The 19,226-nt window shown below is 45.7% G+C and carries 18 protein-coding genes; all 18 read right to left on the bottom strand.

Annotated features, from left to right (window positions below; all coding sequences use genetic code 11):
- Positions 1–7: 7 nt before the first annotated feature.
- The 18 genes from ACTWP7_RS13220 to ACTWP7_RS13135 all read right to left on the bottom strand — a co-directional run bounded on the left by ACTWP7_RS13220 (position 8) and on the right by ACTWP7_RS13135 (position 19,206).
- Positions 8–1,192 (bottom strand): thiolase family protein, encoded by a 1,185-nt coding sequence (locus ACTWP7_RS13220; protein WP_443123583.1) that lies wholly within the window; start codon positions 1,190–1,192, stop codon positions 8–10.
- Between the two features lie 19 nt (positions 1,193–1,211).
- Positions 1,212–2,363 carry an acyl-CoA dehydrogenase family protein gene (locus ACTWP7_RS13215; protein WP_443123582.1) on the bottom strand — a complete coding sequence of 384 codons (1,152 nt, stop codon included), beginning with the start codon at positions 2,361–2,363 and terminating at the stop codon, positions 1,212–1,214.
- A gap of 53 nt (positions 2,364–2,416) precedes the next feature.
- Positions 2,417–4,051 carry a long-chain-fatty-acid--CoA ligase gene (locus ACTWP7_RS13210; RefSeq protein WP_443123581.1) on the bottom strand — a complete coding sequence of 545 codons (1,635 nt, stop codon included), beginning with the start codon at positions 4,049–4,051 and terminating at the stop codon, positions 2,417–2,419.
- A gap of 16 nt (positions 4,052–4,067) precedes the next feature.
- A complete protein-coding gene (locus tag ACTWP7_RS13205) occupies positions 4,068–5,276 on the bottom strand; it encodes an acyl-CoA dehydrogenase family protein (protein ID WP_443123602.1) in 1,209 nt (402 codons plus the stop codon).
- An 827-nt stretch (positions 5,277–6,103) separates the two neighbouring features.
- Positions 6,104–7,327, bottom strand: coding sequence for an ABC transporter substrate-binding protein (locus ACTWP7_RS13200; protein ID WP_443123580.1), 1,224 nt, complete (start codon positions 7,325–7,327; stop codon positions 6,104–6,106).
- Positions 7,328–7,400: 73 nt separating this feature from the next.
- On the bottom strand, positions 7,401–8,108 hold the full coding sequence (locus ACTWP7_RS13195) for an ABC transporter ATP-binding protein (protein WP_443123579.1): 708 nt from the start codon (positions 8,106–8,108) through the stop codon (positions 7,401–7,403).
- Positions 8,101–8,865, bottom strand: coding sequence for an ABC transporter ATP-binding protein (locus ACTWP7_RS13190; protein ID WP_443123578.1), 765 nt, complete (start codon positions 8,863–8,865; stop codon positions 8,101–8,103). Before ACTWP7_RS13190 ends, ACTWP7_RS13195 begins: the two co-directional genes overlap by 8 nt.
- Positions 8,866–8,868: 3 nt before the next feature.
- Entirely contained in the window at positions 8,869–9,900 is a 1,032-nt protein-coding gene (locus tag ACTWP7_RS13185) for a branched-chain amino acid ABC transporter permease (protein ID WP_443123577.1), read from the bottom strand.
- A complete protein-coding gene (locus ACTWP7_RS13180) occupies positions 9,901–10,764 on the bottom strand; it encodes a branched-chain amino acid ABC transporter permease (RefSeq protein ID WP_014641812.1) in 864 nt (287 codons plus the stop codon). It abuts the gene before it with no gap.
- A 95-nt stretch (positions 10,765–10,859) separates the two neighbouring features.
- Entirely contained in the window at positions 10,860–12,530 is a 1,671-nt protein-coding gene (locus ACTWP7_RS13175) for a long-chain fatty acid--CoA ligase (protein ID WP_443123576.1), read from the bottom strand.
- 69 nt (positions 12,531–12,599) lie between these two features.
- Entirely contained in the window at positions 12,600–13,379 is a 780-nt protein-coding gene (locus tag ACTWP7_RS13170) for an SDR family NAD(P)-dependent oxidoreductase (RefSeq protein ID WP_443123601.1), read from the bottom strand.
- 20 nt (positions 13,380–13,399) lie between these two features.
- Complete coding sequence (locus ACTWP7_RS13165) at positions 13,400–13,807, bottom strand: acyl-CoA thioesterase (RefSeq protein ID WP_443123575.1); 408 nt, start codon at positions 13,805–13,807, stop codon at positions 13,400–13,402.
- 69 nt (positions 13,808–13,876) lie between these two features.
- Positions 13,877–14,446, bottom strand: a complete 570-nt coding sequence (locus ACTWP7_RS13160; protein ID WP_443123574.1) for a TetR/AcrR family transcriptional regulator — start codon at positions 14,444–14,446, stop codon at positions 13,877–13,879.
- Between the two features lie 72 nt (positions 14,447–14,518).
- Positions 14,519–15,691, bottom strand: coding sequence for a thiolase family protein (locus tag ACTWP7_RS13155; protein ID WP_443123573.1), 1,173 nt, complete (start codon positions 15,689–15,691; stop codon positions 14,519–14,521).
- Between the two features lie 646 nt (positions 15,692–16,337).
- The gene (locus tag ACTWP7_RS13150; RefSeq protein ID WP_443123572.1) at positions 16,338–17,111 is read right to left on the bottom strand and encodes an SDR family oxidoreductase; all 774 of its coding nucleotides are present in this window, start codon (positions 17,109–17,111) and stop codon (positions 16,338–16,340) included.
- Positions 17,101–18,330, bottom strand: coding sequence for an acyl-CoA dehydrogenase family protein (locus ACTWP7_RS13145; RefSeq protein WP_443123571.1), 1,230 nt, complete (start codon positions 18,328–18,330; stop codon positions 17,101–17,103). The genes ACTWP7_RS13150 and ACTWP7_RS13145 overlap by 11 nt, the downstream gene beginning before the upstream one ends.
- A 25-nt stretch (positions 18,331–18,355) precedes the next feature.
- Positions 18,356–18,775, bottom strand: a complete 420-nt coding sequence (locus ACTWP7_RS13140) for a MaoC/PaaZ C-terminal domain-containing protein (RefSeq protein ID WP_443123570.1) — start codon at positions 18,773–18,775, stop codon at positions 18,356–18,358.
- Positions 18,772–19,206 carry a MaoC family dehydratase N-terminal domain-containing protein gene (locus ACTWP7_RS13135; RefSeq protein ID WP_443123569.1) on the bottom strand — a complete coding sequence of 145 codons (435 nt, stop codon included), beginning with the start codon at positions 19,204–19,206 and terminating at the stop codon, positions 18,772–18,774. Before ACTWP7_RS13135 ends, ACTWP7_RS13140 begins: the two co-directional genes overlap by 4 nt.
- Positions 19,207–19,226 lie beyond the last annotated feature (20 nt).

Below are 19,226 nucleotides of genomic sequence, written 5' to 3'. Positions count from 1 at the left end.
CCCCTCCCTATATTTTTTCAACCATCAGGGCCATTCCCTGGCCTCCGCCGGCGCATAAGGTAGCAATCCCTCTTTGTGAATCACTTCTTTTTAAAGCATGTAAAAGGGTGGTCAAAATTCGGGCTCCGCTTGCACCAACAGGATGTCCAAGAGCAATTGCCCCACCGTGAATATTTACTCGTTCTTGATTCAGACCGAGCTCACGAATAACCGCCAGGGATTGAGAAGCAAAGGCTTCGTTCAACTCTACAAGACCAACGTCTTTTATCTTGGTAGAAGTCTTTTCAAGTAGTTTCTTAACAGCAGGTATGGGGCCGATTCCCATCACTTCAGGGGAAACGCCTGATACAGCCCAATCTGTAATTCGGACCATCGGCGTCAGACCAAATGACCTTGCTTCGGACTCCCTCATGAGCACCAGGGCAGCCGCCCCGTCATTCCGACCGCACGCATTCCCCGCCGTTACCGTCCCATTTTCCTTGAAAGCGGGCCGTAACCTCGCTAGCTTATCTAACGTCGTTTGAGGCCTGGGGTGCTCATCACGATCTACAATGAAAGATTCTTTACGCTCCCTTACTTCAACCGGTACGATTTCATCTTCGAACACTGCTTCCTCCATTGCCCTTGATGCCCGTCTTTGGCTTTCAAGAGCAAAAGCATCCTGGTCTTCCCTTGAAATCGAATAGCGTTCGGCAACGTTTTCAGCCGTTATCCCCATTCCAAGATCATCTCCATAGATTTCCTTCGGCTGCTGTCCAGCTTCCTTATTCGAATCGATTAATACAGGCTGATCACCTCCAAATCTCGAATTTCTTAGATAGATTGGAGATTGACTCATACTTTCAGTGCCCCCAGCCACAATGACCTCCGCTTGATCAAAATCAATTTGCTGAACCCCGGAGGCTACAGCTTGCAGGCCAGACGCGCATAGCCGGTTAATCGTATAAGCGGGAGAAGCTTCAGGAATGCCTGCTCGTAAAGCTGCGACTCGGGCAACATTAGAAGACTGAGTGGTCTGCCGGACCTCTCCCATAATCGCTTCGTCCACCTGCTCCACGGAAAGACCTGCCCTTGAAACAGCTTCTCTTATGGCGATGGAAGCTAAATCGGCCGAGGATAGATTTTTAAAGGCTCCTCCATATTTTCCTATTGGTGTTCGGACAGCACTTACAATCACAACCGGTTCCTTCATAAATTCTCCCCTCTCCCGTTCACAAGCTGTATTCCTTTTTCAACTGGCTGGAAATAATATTTTTCTGAATTTCAGACGTTCCTTCATAAATTCTCGTAATTCGTGCATCGCGAAAGAAGCGCTCAATTGGATAATCGGATATGTAACCAATGCCGCCGTGAACCTGAACAGCTTTATCAGCTACCCGGTTGTACACTTCTGATCCATATAATTTGAGCATCGCTGCTTCTTTAATTACTTTCTGACCTTGATCCACCATCCACGCAATCCGGTACGTAAAGGAGCGAAGCGCTTCGATTTCTACTGCCATCTCAGAAACCATATGGGCCACAGCCTGATGTTCAATGATCGGTACACCAAATTGTTCTCGTTCCTGGGTAAACTGCATCGATAAGTCCAGCAGCTTCTGGCAGGAGCCTAGATTTCTTGCGGCCAGCCCTGCTCGACCGTTCGCAAGGATTTTAAGGGCATTCACATACCCCTCCCCCTCTTGTCCCAGTACATTTTCGATAGGAACTTTACAATCTTCTAAGATAATTTCGGCTGAATGAGAACCATGCAGCCCCATTTTAGGTTCAATAGCTCCTACCTGGAAGCCCGGAAAATCTTTTTCCACAATAAATGAAGTGATCCCTTTTGCCCCTTTATTTGCATCTGTGACGGCCATTACAGTGAAAATATCTGCTTCTGTGGCGTTCGTAATGTAGTGTTTCGTCCCATTAAGAATGTACTTATCTTCTTGTTTAACCGCGGTGGTCTTTAAATTTGTCGCATTCGAACCAGCACTTGGCTCGGTGAGGGCAAAAGCTCCGATCGAATCTCCTCGCGCGAGCTTCGGCAGATATTTTTGTTTCTGAACTTCATTGCCCATTTCTACAATACCGACCGTGCCTATCCCCGTGTGACCTCCGACCAGCGTAGTGTAGCCATTATGAGTGGCTCCAATTTCTTCATACAACGCACACTTCCCTACCATCCCTATCCCAAGACCACCGTATTCTTCCGGGATACTGAGACCAAACAACCCCATTTCTTTAGACATTTCAATAATATGATCAGGAATTCTATTCTCTCTCTCAATCTCCATGGCTACCGCTTCTACTTCAGTTTGAATAAAATCGCGCACACTGTTCTTCAACATCTGAATATCTTCATCAAAATTAAAATTCAACTGTACCACTCCTCTGAATTATAAAATTGTAAGGACTTCATCTTTCTAAAAAATTAATATGGACTTGCATGCGGGGGGCTCCCCCCGTTGGACTTACTTTTTTCTTCCTCTATCAGTTTTCGCTTTAATAACTTACCCACTGTATTCCTCGGAAGCTCATCACGAATCTCGTATTGCCTGGGCACTTTATAACGGGTGAAACGAGTCGAACAGTACTCTTTTAAATCATTAATTTCGACCTTGCAATCTTCTTTCAGGACCACATAGGCTTTTACAATTTCCCCCTTATCCCTATCTGGAACTCCTACTACCGCTGCATCTTTTACAGCGGGATGTTCATATAAAACGCTTTCAATTTCCTGCGGATAAATATTAAATCCGCCATTAATAATCATTTCTTTTTTCCGTCCCACTATATAAAAGTAGCCATCTTCATCACACATGGCCAGGTCTCCCGTGTATAACCAGCCATTTCTTAACGTGTTCTTTGTTTCTTCTGCATGTCCCCAGTAACCTTTCATAATCTGTGGTCCTTTAATGATGAGCTCTCCTACGCTATTTACTGGCAGGATCTCATCATGATCGTCTATAATCCGGCAATCCGTACCCGGCATAGGAAGACCAATGCTTCCAATCTTTCGTATACCGCCCGCAGGATTCCGATGAGTAGAAGGAGATGCTTCTGAAAGACCAAAGCCCTCGCCAATTACGGCACCCGTCAAACTTTCAAAACGTTTAATAATCTCTACTGGAAGGGGAGCGGAACCGCTTGAACAAAATTTTAGAGAATCGAGACCATAGGATTCTATATTTGGGTACTGGACAAAAGCACTGTACATCTTTGGAACACCCGGAAAAAAAGTAGGCTGATACTTTTTAATTTTTTCTGCTACATCATTTACTTTGAATTCAGGAATTAACAGAATTGTGGCGCCAAGATAGATACCCAGATTCATAGCACTTGTCATTGCATACACGTGATAAAGAGAGGTAGCAGCAAGGACGATTTCCTTCCCTTTACCCATTAGCTTTCCATACATCGCGTGGCTCTGAGCAACATTAGCCACTAAGTTGTAATGAGTCAGCATAGCTCCTTTAATTTTACCGGTCGTTCCTCCAGTGTATTGAATCACAGCTACATCCTCTTTTACTGAGATAGGAATATCATTTTCCAGAGGATTCGCCTTGTTTATAAGACTTTCTAGCGACTCAGGAAGATCTCGCTCTGCTTTTGAGACAAAGACTAGAGTAATACCGCTTTTTTCCTTTACTTGATTAACAAGTAACCGATTGTTTTCCTCAGCCACCAGATAGTTCATACCGGAGTCTTCAATGATATGAAGCAGTTCCCTTTTTGTATAGCGCGGATTGATTTGAACGACGGTCAGACCAAGCCTTTGAGCAGCATAATAGGCCGTGATATAGTCCGGGTGATTGGAAATCATCAGTCCGATTCGTTCGCCTTTCGTTAATCCAAGTTCATTCCACGCTCCGGCCAGCCGGTCTACATTCTCTTTCAGTTGCTGATAAGTGACCAGGCAATCTTCATACACGATTGCCGTTCTCTCGCCGAATTCATGAGCCGATTCTTTAAGTAGTGTATAGAGAGACCTTTCTGGAAGGTTTATTTCTGTCTTCATTTCCGGAGAATACGATGAATACCATGGGCGTTTTTCTAAGTCCGTCACATACAGTCCCCCTTCTTTACACTTCTTCCTTCACCTCATCATAAGGCCATCCCGGGAGTGATCGTGATAAAGTCTTATCAGACCGGTACCCAAGCACGTATTCCGCCTGCATGACCGTATGAATTTCCCGTGTACCTTCATAAATGACAGGTGCTTTCGAGTTTCTTAAAAATCGCTCTACCGGATATTCATGTGAATAGCCATAAGCCCCGTGGATTTGAACAGCATCATTCGCTGCTTCATTGGCAAAATCACAGGCCTGCCATTTGGCAAGGGACGTTTCCCGCGTGTTCCGTCTGCCCTGGTTTTTTAATTCTCCCGCGCGAAATACGAGGAGGCGGGACATTTGATAGCCAGCTTCCATCTTAGCGAGCATCTGCTGGACCAGCTGATGCTTGCCGATTTCTTTACCAAACGTTTCTCTTTCGTGGCAATACTTCACGCTTTCCTCAAGGCACGCAAGAATCTGCCCGCATGCACCGGCGGCCACCGTAAAGCGCCCATTATCGAGAGCGGCCATAGCGATCTTAAATCCTTCCCCTTCTTCTCCAAGTAGATTTTCTTTCGGCACCTTTACATGATCAAAAAATAACTCTCCCGTGTTCCCTGCCCGGATACCAAGCTTTCCTTTAATAGCCTGGGACGAGAATCCCGTCATAGTCCGTTCCACGATAAAAGCCGATATCCCTTTATGCTTCTGACTTTTATCTGTATAGGCAAAAACGAGGAAATGATCTGCATGGTCGCATAAAGAAATCCACGTTTTCTGCCCATTTAAAATGTAGAAGTCTCCCTCTTTTGTGGCAGTCGTTTTTAAAGAGGCAACATCGGATCCAGCATTGGGCTCAGTTAATCCAAATGCCCCTACTTTTTCTCCTTTTGCCTGCGGAATGAGGTACTTCTGTTTCTGGGCTTCATTGCCCCATTGCAGCAGTGTCATACTATTTAGACCTGTATGAACGGAAACAGCCGTACGGAAGGCAGTATCTCCCCGCTCTAATTCTTCACAAACAATCGCGAGCGTATTGTAATCCATTCCACTCCCTCCGTACTGTTCAGGAATATAAACTCCCATCAGATCAAGGTCTGCGAGACGTTTCATAATTGAGGATTCAAAGTGACCCTTTTCATCCCATTCCTGAATGTAGGGATTGATTTCTTGATCTACAAATTTACGAACCACTTTTCTAACCATTTCCTGTTCTTCCGTTAATTCAAAATTCATCATTAAAATCTCCTCCTTGTTTTATTAATATCAACGCCTAACTCAACAGGAACATTTCGCTTTATAATTGAAGGTAAAACGTTTACTAAAGATATTCATTTAATGCACTCTGAAAAATTCATGTTACCTTTTCTATTAACTCTGTTAAACTCTCAGTGTCGATTCTTAAAGATAAGCTACCATTACTTGAAGACTTGATTTCGAGATGTTGGTTATGAAGGAGGTCCTTCGGGGGACGATTTCGCTTTCCGTGGGCATGTGGTAAGCTTCCTCAGGCTTCGCCTTCCGGGATCTTACCGATCATGTTCATCCCACAGGAGTCTTCATCGTCCCCCTACGGACCTAGCTGAATCAGAAACTCGAAACCACATAACCCCCCTGCTTGCTTGGTAAGAAAAAAGCATGGGATAAGGCGTGTATTTTCATGCTAGGACGATGTGGAAAAGCTTGTCATAGAAGCATTGAGGACCTATTTCGAAGGAGAGAATCCCCCTCTTCTGGCAGGGTTCGTTATTCTCCTGTGGCTGGGTTGGTGGGGAAATGGCGAGACTCCCATGGGAGAAGGGACTAGGTGAGATCCCGCAGGGAGTGAAACGAGCGAGGAAGCTCACCGTTCCCCCATAGGAAAGCGAGTTATTTCCCCGCCCGCTCCTCATATCATAACGGCCTCAACTTATCTCGAAACTGAGTCTTCCGCAATCCGGCCCTTTAGCGGAATAAGCCACTAATGAATTACAACGTTTACTACAACCTTCCTTTCAGCGCTGTCTATGTATAAAAAGCCAGCTATATGGTGTAGTGTTTTCATACAACTGGCTCAATCAGACTTACTCGTTCACGTTAATCGTGACTATTTCACCGTTTTCGACAGCCGCAATCCGTAAACCAGTAGTGAATCCTCCATCCTCTTCAATCCGCTTAATTGTATACACTTCTTTCTCTTCAGGAATCGCATCCAGTCCCTCCTGCATATGAGAGCGGATGGCTGATGGATCCTCCACCGTTCCCGCAGCTTTCATAGATTCCATAAAGGCATATACTGATACGTAGTGATAACCAGCTTCAGATCCTGGCTCTTCTCCATATTTCTCTTTATATTTTTCAATAAATTCATCGGTTCCTGGATAATCTGAATTTATAAGCGGTGTTACACCTACTGCACCATTCAGCATTTCATATGAACCAGTGACGGTTTTCATTTCATTCAGCTTGGCCTGGTCCATCACGATAAACCCGCCTTCAAATCCTAATTCTCTTGCTTGCTTAGCTACCTTAGCCGTTGGCTCGGATGGGCCTCCAATAAAAAGCACGTCCGGATCGCCTTCTAAGGCATTTGTAACTAATGTAAAGAAGTCCGTATCCTTAGAGAAATCGATGGAAGAATTATAGACCACTTCTCCCCCTTGCTCTTTCCAATGTGGCAGCAGGGCCTCTGTCCAATCTTTTCCGTATTGAGAAGACGTTGGAAGAGCCGCAATTTTCTTACCAAAGTTGTCCATAGCATAAGTAGTGAAAGGTTCGATATATCCATCATAGCTCGGTGGAATTCGGACCGTAAGTTCGTTGCCCTCCGCCGTCACTGCCGGCTCACTCGTATAGGCTCCAATAAGAAAGTTTTCCTTTTCATTGAACACTTGCATGGCCTTTACGCCTCCGCTGTGCGGGGTATAAATAATGGGCGTGTTATTTTCCTGAAGGAGACGTTTGGCATTAGCCGCCGTCTCATTCGGCAGGTATTTATCATCCAATGAAACGAGATTATACTTATACGTTTGTCCATCAATCTCAAACCCGCCACTATTGTTGATCTCTTCGACAGCCATTTTCAGCCCGTTCAACGAACGTTCTCCATAATAGGCTGCCGGGCCGCTCAAAGGTCCCGTATAACCAATATTGACCAGTTCTTCCCCCTCTTCCGCTTCTGTTGATTCCGTTTGACTTTCTCCGCCCCCATCACCAGACGCTGAATTTGACGGGTTATCAATACATCCTCCTAACATAAACAGAACCGAAAGCATCACCAGAAAAGCAGATAATCTGAAAACCTTCATTAGATCTCCTCCTTAAGGATAGGTGTTTTCTCTTTGACCGAACGCTGCTCCACTGTCTTCTATTCATTGTTCCTCAGGCTCCAATATAAGCCCTGCGAACCGTATCATTGGCTAACAATTCTTCGGATGATCCCTGCACAACCATGGATCCACTTTCAAACACGTAGCCCCGGTTCGCAATTTTTAATGCAGCAAAAGCATTCTGTTCAGCTAACAAAACTGTTGTACCATCCTTATTGATCTTCTGAATGACCTCAAACATCTGCTCTACAATAAGAGGAGCAAGGCCAATGGACGGCTCATCAAGAAGCATCATTTTGGGGCGGGACATTAGGGCTCTTCCGATTGCGAGCATCTGCTGCTGACCTCCACTCAACGATCCGGCAGCATTTTCTTTTTTCTCTTGTAAAATCGGGAAAAGTTCATAGACTTCGGAAATGGATTCTTTCACTTGTTTTCGCTTTTTCCGATGAACATAGGCTCCCATAATTAAATTCTGATGGACAGACATTTGCGGAAACAGCTTGCGGTCCTCCGCACACTGCACAATTCCTGCCTGGACAATCTTATCTGGTGATAAACCCGTGATCGACTTTCCTTCAAAAATAATGTCTCCGGCGCTTGGTTTTTGAAGTCCGCTGATAGCATTAAACGTTGTACTTTTACCCGCTCCATTTGAACCAAGTAAAACGACAAGCTCTCCCTCTCCCACTTGAATATCAATATCTTTAACTGCCGCAAAGCTTCCATATTTCACCGACACATTCGATAACTCAAGCACTGGCGTCACCTCCCAGATATGCTTCAATAACAGCCTGGTTGTTCATGATTTCTTCAGAAGTTCCCTCCGCAATTTTTTCGCCGTAATTTAAAACCATGATCTTGTCGGCAAGCTTCATAATCATTTTCATTTTGTGTTCAATCAAGCATACGGTGATGCCCCGCTTGACCATTTTTTCCATCAAAGCTGCCAGGCCTTCCGTTTCTCCTGGATTGATTCCAGCAGTCGGTTCATCGAGAAAAACAACCTCCGGGTCCGTAGCCAGAGCAAGTGCGAAAGCAACCCGCTTCTTCTCTTCCTGGGATATATTCAAGGCAAGCTCGTCCCTTACATGCGTCAATTCAACGAAATCAAGAACCTCCATCGCCTTGTCCCGGCACTTTTTCTCTTCCTCTTTATAACGTTTGGTTCGCAGGACTGCATCGAGCAGGTTGGAGCGCGTCCTGAGCCGGTGTCCAACGATCACATTGTCAAGAACGGTGGATTGTTCAAAAAGATTCGTGGTCTGGAAAGTGCGTGCTACCCCTAAAGTAGCGATCTTATTAGGAGGCAGCTTCGTAATATCCTTCCCTTTATAAAAAACCTGCCCGGAACTTGGTGTGTATGACCCACTTACTAAGTTAAAAAACGTAGACTTCCCGGCCCCATTCGGACCGATAATCGCGTTGATCTTACCCTTTTCAATCGTGAAATCTACTTCGTTAACGGCGACCAGTCCCCCAAACTTCTTCGTGAGCTTTCTGGTTTCAATAAACATTCCTTACCCCTCCTTCACCTTTTTCTCTGAATCTTCCTGTGGCTGACGAACATAGGAAGGCTGCTTCGGCGGAACGGCTTTCATTTTCTTCGCCTTTCTCTTCATTCGAAAGTCAAGATACGCACCCGCAATTCCTCTTGGATAAAAAATAATCAGCAAGGTTAAGAGCGGACCGAAAATAAGCATCCGATAGTCTTGTAGAAATTGCAGAGATTGAGAGACGCTGACAATAAGAAAGGTTCCTACAATTGGACCAGCAAGAGTCCCGAGACCTCCAACAAGCAAGTAGGTAAGGAAATCAAAAATGATCGTAATGTATCCAATGTCAGGACCGATAAACCTGATAAAAGAAGCATACAAGGCTCCCGCCAGACCCGCGAAAAACGTAGAGAGGACAAAGACGAGCAGCTTATTTTTCATCGTAGAAATTCCAATAGTCTGAGCCAGGTCTTCACTGTTCCGAATCGCTATAAACGTACGCCCTGTAAGAGAGTGGACAATTCTGTACATAACTAGAATCGTAGCCAGCAAGAAAAAAAGAATCAGGTAATATTGAGAGAGTGGGGTTTCAAACGAGATCGGACCGATGGCTGCGGGTGCAGGAATTCCTATCAATCCGCGTACACCGCCGGTCAGGCTGTCCCATTTATCGATCACTAAGTAGATGATATACCCGACACACAGCGTATAAATGGCAAAAAAGTGTTCCCGGGTTCTTAAAGAAACTAACCCTACAACAAAGCCGATGGCACTCGTAATCACACAGGCAAGCACAAGAGCCACCCAGTAGTTTAAACCCGCTTTAACCGTCAGCAGTCCTAAGGCGTAAGCTCCAATGGCAAAAAATCCAGCGTGGGCAAGGGATAGATAACCCGTATAACCTGCCAGAAGATTCAGTCCATAAACTGCAATCATCCAGATGAAGGCAAGGGTTAGCACATGCAGAAAGTAATCATTTTGCGAAAGAAAAGGAAACACAACCGCCAATAAGACAAATCCGATAAGCCAGCCTCTTTTCCTGAGAAATGCTCCCATTTAAAAACCCTCCCTGGAAAAAAGTCCTTTAGGACGAATGGAAAGAATAATCACAAGCAGTAGAAAAGCAATGAGGTCTTTATAATCGTTAGAAATATAGGTGGCGCCAAGACTTTCCGTAAAGCCAAGGATATAACCACCCAGGATAGCTCCAGGAATGCTGCCCATTCCACCAAGGATGATAATGACAAAGGCTTTCAGGATGACAAGGTGCCCCATTCCCGGAAAAACAAGATTGATCGGAGCCGATAACGAGGCGGCAATGGCTGCCAGCCCGCCGGAAATCATAAAGGTAAGCATCGCGACTTTATTTGTATTAATTCCGACCAAATGTGCTCCTTCCCGGTTTTGCGCCATGGCAATGATGGTGGATCCGATATACGTCTTTTTCAAAAACAGATAGAGCAGAACCATGGCCGCTATGGCTCCGACATTGATGAGCACACGCTGCATCGTAGCCGTTGTGCCAAAAAGGTTAATGACTTGTCCATAAGGCGTGGTCATGGTGCGGTAGTCGGCTCCCCAGATCAATTGAGCAAATGCTTCGAGAAACAACAGCATTCCGATGGCCGCAATTTTATCGTGGATCGGAGGGGCATTTCGAAGCGGGTGAAAAACCAGCCGATCCATAAGAACCCCAAGCAGCCCCACCACAAGAACAGAAACTGCCATGGCTATCCAATAATGAATCCCCCATAACAGCATCATGGTCAGCGTGATATAAGCACCAAGCATGTATAAAGCACCATGGGCAAAGTTAGGAATGTGAAGGATGCCGTAAACGAGTGTCAGTCCTAAAGCAACCAGACTATAAACACTGCCAATTGTCAGCCCATTGAATAGCTGCTGAGTTAAAATATCCATTGAACTTCCCCTTTAACCAGATTTTGAAGTCCGGGAACCCCAGGTGACACAGCAAAAGATCGTCCCTGGGACTCCCTGACCAATTCAATCAATCCTTAACTGCCCTGCACCTTTTCACGCTCCTGCTCCTGAAGCTTACGCCACAAAATTTTCCCACTATTGGTCGTAGGAAATTCTTTTCTGAACTCCACCAATCTTGGATACTTATAGGCAGCCATCCGTTCTTTGGACCAGGCCACAATCTCTTCTTCTGTCACTTCTCCTTCGTATCCATCATTTAAAATGACGAAGGCTTTAATATTTTCACCTTTTCGCGGATCCGGCACGCCCACTACACAAGCCTGCTGAACAGCGGGATGGTCATACAAAGCTGACTCCACCTCTGTCGGCCATACATTAAACCCGGATGCATTGATCATCCGCTTTAATCGATCCACGATAAAGAAATAACCTTCTTCATCACAGCGGCCAATATCTCCTGTCCGGAAAAAGGACTTGCCGTCTACATCTATAAAAGCGCTTTCATTTTCGTCCTCACGATTGTAATAGCCAAGCATGACTTGAGGGCCGTTTACAATAATCTCTCCAATCTCCCCCGTTGGAACTTCTTCATTGGTCGCCGGATCAATAATACGCGAATCCACATTAAAAGACGGGATGCCAAGACATTGAAGCTTTGGCCGGTCAGGCGGATTAAAATGGGTTTGAGCAATGGTCTCAGATAAGCCGTATCCTTCTACAAATTCAAGTTCTGTCAGATTGTATAGCTTTTCTCCAAGGGCTTTTGGAAAAGAGGCTCCCCCGCCGGATATCGCATAAAGCGAGCTCAGATCTTCCGACTTAACATCAGGATTGGCAAGGAAATCAACCAGCATCGTGCTGATCGTCACCCAGTGTGTGCATTGCTGATCGCGAATCAGCTGCCTTGCAGCTTCACGGTTCCATCTGGTCATAACGACAATTTTATTCCCACTGAAAATCGGCATCAGCATGCTGTGAATCATTCCAGTCACGTGAAATAATGGCAGAGTAGCTAATGTACTTGAATCTGAAGTCGCGCGAGCCCAGTGATAAGCTCCAATGGTGTTCGCCTGTACGGTGCGGTTGGTATGCATACACCCTTTTGGCAGTCCCGTCGTTCCTGAGGTATAAGGAAGTACCGCTAAGTCATCCGCTGCCACCGATTGCTCCTGTGGTTCTGCTTTACGCTTCAGAGCCTCTGCCCATATATGAAGATGATCCCCTGTTAAAGACGCTCTTGCTGCAGACACTTCTGGCGGAAGATAATCTTCCAGTTCGTTCCCTTTATAATCGGAATAAGCAGCCACAATCAGATGTCCAAGCGATGTACTTTCCACTAATGGCTCGACCACTTCCAGGAATTCCTGCCCGATCAAAGCATTTCTTATCGAGCCATCCTTAATGTAAAATTCGAGTTCATTTGTTTTCAGCATAGGATTAATCGGGACAACTACTGCTCCCGCTCTTAAGATCGCATAGTAACCAATAATGAATTGGGGAGAATTTTGCATGAATAATAGAATTTTCTCCCCTTTGGTAACTTCTAAGTATTGCTGCAGATAACAAGCCAGGTTATCGACCTCTGCCAGAAGTTCCTGGTATGTCATCGTTGCACCATAATAATAAATCGCTTCGTGATCGGGGTAACGAGCTGCAGATACTTTAAGATTGTCATAAATAGATGTTTCCGGCACGGTAATCGTTTTCGTTAATTTCGGCCAGAAATCATAGTGCTTCGTTTTCATGAATACCTCTCCTTTTTCAAGTTCAAATCCAAAGAATTTTTGTAAGCGTTTTCTTTTTTTCAGAAAAAATTAAGTAATCATCCATCCGCCATCTACTAATAAATCTGATCCCGTCATGTAGGAAGCTTCGTCTGACGCAGCAAAAGTAATCACCTTTGCAATTTCTTCAGGTCTCCCCACCCGCCCGAGCGCCGTATTGCGCTGAATGGCTTCTTCAAATCGCTTATTTTTTAATCCTTCTTCAGTCAATGGAGTTTCTGCAAAACCAGGGGAAACCGAATTCACCCGGATCCCATAAGGAGCAAACTCTAACGCCAGTGACTTGGTAAAATTGATGACCGCTGCTTTGGAGGAGCTGTAGTGAGGGATCTTGGCCCCTGCTTTATGTCCAGATAAGGAAGCGACATTTACGATCGACCGATTGACTTCTCCCTCACCCTGCTCCTTACTATTGATCATAAGACGTCCAAGTGCTTTCGAAACCAGATACACGCTTTTTAAATTCGTGTTCTGAATTCTGTCCCACTCTGATTCTTCCATATTAAGAATGCTAGAATTCCCTGAGGTTCCGGCATTGTTTACAAGAATGTGAAGGTCTCCTGCCTTCTGCTCAATAAAATCAGCCAGCTCCTGTACTTCCTCTTCTTTCGTCACATCCGCCTGAAAAATATCAGCTGCGGGGTTACTCAGGCCATCATTAATCTGCTGAGCTGCTCGCTCGAGCTTAGATACAGTTCGTCCCACCAGAATAACTTGAGCCCCCTCGGAGGCAAGCCTGGCAGCTGTTTGTTCGCCAATTCCGCTGCCCGCGCCCGTTACCACAGCTATCGTACCTTTAAATCTAGAAATGATTACCCTCTCCTTTCTTCTTATGAATTCTGAACATGATGACTTTCAAGTGCATCACGCAAATGTTGTGGGATCGTTTCACTTTTCTGCGCTTCATAATTAAAATGAACGACTACGGCTTCCGAATCTGCAATCTGTTCTCCTGTGTCGGCTGCTTCTATGCTGTGAGTAAAGTAGAAGCTGCTGTTTCCAATGTGTGATACCCAGGAAGATACGATCAATTCCTGCCCAAAATAGGCCTGACTGACGAAATCGCACTTCGTGGAAGCCAAAATGAACTGGCCAGATGAGTTCAGCTCCTCCGGAATCACTTCCTGAAAGAATTTCCCCCGGGCTTCCTCTAGATAAATGAAATAACTCGTATTGTTTACGTGCCCCGCCATATCCGTTTCACAGAACCGGACTCTCACTCGTATTTTATGATTCAAGTTTCACTCCCCCCTTCTAACCGGTTAGTATCTTTTGAATAAACCCCTTTAATAAGGGAAGCGATCACGTTAGTCGCTTTTATTAATTCCATTTAACAGGATCTCTACATAAATGTCTGTGAGTTCTTCAGCTGATACCTCTCCCTCAGGGTTATACCAGTAATAACTCCAGTTTGTCATTCCTAGTATTCCGCGCGTAACCATGTCGGCATGGAGGTCTTCCTGAAACTCTCCTTTACGAATACCTTCTTCCACAAGCTGCTGTAGATTTTTACGAAACTGATCTCTTTTTTCAACATTCTGCTCCAAGTACTTGGGCCCCAAATTACGCATTTCACGGAAAAAGATCCTCGCGCTTTTTTTTCGCTCGTTAATACTTTGCAGAACCATATAAATCATCGCACGCAGCTTTTCCCTGGAATCCTTTGCTTCATCCTGAAGAATTTCATCCTGTTTTTTAAGGAGAAATTCAATGAAGTTTAAATGAATCGTCGTTAACAATTCCTGTTTATTGGTAAAGTAATAATAAAATGTACCTTTGGTGACTTCCAGTTCGTCCACGATTTCCTGAATCGACGTTTCCGTGAAGCCTTTTTTGTCAAATAGATGAATGCTGACATCAATCATTTTCTGTTTCATCGCTGCATTGTCCTCTCGTTTAGGGATGATACGTTATTATAACATTCCTAAATCACACAAAAACGACGGATTTCATCCACGTTCAAGAATCATGGCAATTCCCTGACCACCGCCGATGCAAGCTGTAACTAAAGCGTATTGACCACCACTTCGTTTCAGTTCATAAATGGCTTTAGTTGCAAGAATGGCTCCTGTCGCTCCAAGAGGGTGCCCGTGAGCAATCGCTCCTCCATTAACATTCACTTTCTCAAGATCCATCTCCATTTCTTTATTACAAGCAAGTACCTGCGCAGCAAACGCTTCGTTAATCTCGATAATGTCCATATCATCCAGACCAAGACCCGTCTCTTCCAATACTTTCTGAGTGGCAGGCACAGGACCTATTCCCATAATATTTGGATCTACTCCGGCCACGGCGCAAGCCTTCACAGTGGCTAATGGAGTCAAGCCTGCTTCATCTGCTTTTTCTCTCGACATAACCATCAAAGCAGAAGCAGCATCATTTAAACCAGAGCTGTTTCCAGCGGTTACCGTTCCTTCTTCAAGAAAAGCCGGACGTAATTTAGCCATACCCTCCACGGTTGAATCGGGTCTTGGGTGTTCATCTACCTTAAATTCAATGGGGGCGCCTTTTCGAACGGGTATCTCAAGCGGTACGATCTGCTCCTCAAACCGTCCTTCCTCTATCGCCATCCCCATTCTTTGCTGGCTTTGCTGAGCGAATTGATCCTGTTCTTCTCTTGGAATGCTGTATTTCTCCGCAAGATTTTCAGCCGTTATCCCCATCGGAGGATCACCAATCTCTTTTGGTGCCAGCTGTGATTTCTTAAACTTCGGAGGAACCGGGCTGAAAGCTCTTTCCGGACGCTCCATCAAGTAAGGGGCCTGACTCATACTCTCCGTGCCGCCCACCAGATATACATCACCACTGCCTGCTCGAATGGCCTGCGCAGCGAGATAAATCGCATTGAGACCGGAGCCGCATTGCCTGTCCACTGTTAAACCAGGAAGGTTAATAGACAGCCCCGACTGTAAAGCCGATAGACGCGCCACATTGCCTCCACCGCTTAACACGTTGCCCATAATCACATCTTCAATCATATCCACGTCGACTCCAGCTCGTTTGACTGCTTCCTTAATCACTTCTGCTCCAAGGACATGAGCTGGTACTTTTGCCAATGTCCCTCCCTGCTTACCGATCGCTGTTCTTACCGCTGATACAATAACCGCATCACGTTCTGTCATAATTTCACTCCTCAATTAATTGTCTCTATTAAAATTCCGTATTGATCTTCCAGTTAAGCTCCTGATTGCGTAAGACTCCGTTTCGAGATATTGGTTTTCGAGGAAGGTCCTCCGGGGGACGATTTCGCTTTCCGTGGGAATGCGCGGAGCCTCCTCAGACTTCGCCTTCCGGGGTCTCCCCTGTCATTTTCATCCCACAGGAGTCTTCATCGTCCCCCTACGGACCTTGCCATGTATAGATCTAGAAACCACTACGAAAGCGTCTGCTCAATGAGTAAGGGGAATCTGGAAGCACTGCTAAGTTTCTAGCGTGTCACAGTGTAATAACCTTGGTATAGAAGCATTTAAGGCTGATTCAGGACGCTGACTTCTCTTATGGAAGGGTCCGTTATCAGATATCGTTGGGGTGGCGAAGGAAACGACGAGACTCCCACGGGAGAAGGAGCTAGGCGAGACCCCACAGGGAGTGAAGCGACCGAGGAGGCTTGCCAGTTCCCCCGTAGGAAAGCGAGTTGTTTCCGTAGCCCCCCTCATCGATTTTAGGCAACGGGCCCAAGTTATCTCGAAATTGGGTCTTACAGTATATGGCCTGATTGCTTAATAAGACTTTTCATGAGAAATCAACAATAACGTTTAACAGAACTTTTTACATCGCATGGGTGCCGCCATCCACGATGATGACGTCCCCTGTCACATGGTCAGAAGCCGCTGAGCTTAAGAAAATAGCCGCTCCTTTTAAATCATCTTCGCTGCCAAACTTCCGTAAAGGTGTGCCTTCAAGAAAGGCATCTCCGCCTCTTTCCATAAGTACTTTGGACATCTTCGTCGGGAAAAACCCTGGAGCAATCGCATTCACGCATATTCCCCTGGGTCCCCACTTGACCGCAAGATCCTTGGTGAAAGTAAGAACAGCACCTTTACTTGAGTTATAGCCAATCGTGTCCATGTATTTTGGATCTGATCCTTTTAAGCCGGCGACAGATGAAATGTTAATGATTTTGCCTGACCCTTGCTCGAGCATAACTTTTCCTGCGATTTGAGACATGAGAAATGTCCCCGTCACATTTACGTTAAACACTTTCTGCCAGGCTTCAAGCGGCATTTCCTCTGCCGGAGCTCCCCAGGTCGCTCCGCTATTATTTACTAATATATCGATGCGTCCAAAATGACTGACGGTTTCGTCCACGACATTCTGCATACTGTCGGGATTGGTAACATCACACTCAAAAGCAAGTGAGTCTACGCCTAGTTCTTTTAATTGGCTGCTTACTTCTTCGCAGGCATCCAGCTTACGTGAACAAACCACAACGTGGGCACCTGATTCCGCAAAGCCTTCTGCGATTTGTTTACCAAGTCCCCGGCCTCCTCCGGTCACAATGGCCACTTTATCCGTAAGATCAAAAAGCTGTTTAGCGTGCATATTCGCCACTCCGATCCTGAGTCTTCTTAAGCTCATATTTAGCAACCGCTCGTCGATGGACTTCGTCTGGCCCATCCGCCAGTCGCAACGTCCGGATATTTGCCCACTGCGACGCAAGAATCGTATCCTGGCTTACACCCGCTGCGCCAAACGCTTGAATGGCTCGGTCAATGACTTTCAGCGCCATATTCGGAGCCACTACTTTGATCATCGCAATCTCCGCCTTCGCTTCTTTGTTTCCGACCGTATCCATCATATGAGCCGCTTTTAACGTAAGAAGCCTCGCCTGCTCAATTTCGATTCTTGAGTCCGCAATCCATTCACGAATCACACCCTGATCCGCAAGCTTTTTCCCAAACGTTTCGCGCTCCTGCACCCGTTTACACATTTCTTCCAGCGCTCTTTCTGCTGCTCCAATTGTTCTCATACAGTGATGAATTCTCCCCGGGCCCAGTCTGCCTTGAGCAATAGCAAACCCTTTTCCTTCTCCCCAAATCAAATTGGAAGCAGGAACTCGAACGTCCGTAAACTCAATCTCCGCGTGCCCGTGCGGCGCATGATCGTAGCCAAAAACCGGAAGCGTTCGTTTAATCGTCACTCCCCTAGTATCAAGAGGAACCAGAATCATTGACTGCTGGTCATACTTAGGAGCATCCGGATCGTTTTTTCCCATAACAATACTAATCTTGCAGCGAGGATCTCCCGCTCCGGATGACCACCATTTCGTTCCGTTGATCACGTATTCGTCGCCGACTCTTTCTATACTCGTTTGAATATTAGTCGCATCAGATGAGGCAGCATCCGGCTCCGTCATAGAAAAGCAGGAACGGATTTCTCCATTCAATAAAGGACGCAGCCACTGCTCTTTTTGTTCCTGAGTGCCATATCGCTCTAATACTTCCATGTTTCCTGTGTCCGGAGCAGCACAGTTGAACACTTCTGGCGCGATACTCGATCGGCCCATAATTTCGCAGAGAGGGGCGTACTCCAGGTTGGAAAGACCCGCTCCCCGTTCACTATCCGGTAAAAATAAATTCCACAACCCGGCTTCTTTGGCCTTACCTTTCAACTCTTCCATAATAGGCGACACATCAGCAAAACGGTCCTTCTGATTAAGCTGGGATTCATAAACCGCTTCATTGGGATAAATATAGTCGTGCATAAAGGCATTCAGTTTTTCCTGAAGATCTTTCACTTTATTTGAGTACTCAAAATCCATGAAATTGTCCCTCCGTTACCCCGTTTTATGTAGCTGCTGTGATAGAACGCTTACAAAATACAACATTTCCTTTGATGACATCCTTACCATCCTGATTGGCTGCATGGACGGAAAACGTCAGCTCTTCTTCACCTTGTTCATCAAGAACCGCATGCAGAGTAATCACATCGTTCAGGAAAACCATTCCTTTAAAGCGGATCGAATAATCCTGGATAAAACCTTCCTCAAAATAAGGAGTGAACAGCTTCGCTAAGTTTCCCATCGTCCACATCCCGTGAGCAATAATCCCTGGAAGACCAGCCTTTTCTGCTTCCTCATCAATCGTGTGAATCGGATTGTAATCTCCTGAAGCACCCGCGTATTTAATAAGATCAAGCCTGGATACAGGAGGCAGTGTGATCGCTTCCAGCGACTCGCCCACTTGCAAGTCGTTCAGTCCAGTCATACCGTCATCCCCTTTCGCACTGCTTCCGTAATAATAACCACCTGCTCTTCTGAGAAAATAAGCTTGCCTTCCGGATCTTCGCCATATCTTTTCACTTTTAAAAATCCCATATTTCCGCTTTTACCGCTGCGTTCATAGTAATCTTCTACTTCGGCATAGCATAGAATCTCTTCTTCAACGAAAAGCGGCCGCTCGTAATGATAGTTTTGTTCGCCGTGAATCAACCCTTTATTCGGCAGGTTCAACTCTTCAATGTCTCCGTAGTCAAATACTCTTGGAAACGTCGGCGGCGCTATATTCCGGGAATAATTTTCTTCATCCGTATAAATAGGATGCAAGTCCCCAATAGCTTCCGCAAACTTTTTCACGGCGCCTCGCTCTACCCTGTTTTTTACTTTTTCGGACCTTTTACCAATCGTATGCTCAAACATAGTAAGCTTCCTCCTCCCCT

Source organism: Halobacillus sp. B29, from assembly GCF_052246755.1.
GTDB classification, from domain to species: Bacteria; Bacillota; Bacilli; order Bacillales; family Halobacillaceae; genus Halobacillus; species Halobacillus halophilus.
This window is presented reverse-complemented; position numbering and strand designations above follow the sequence as displayed.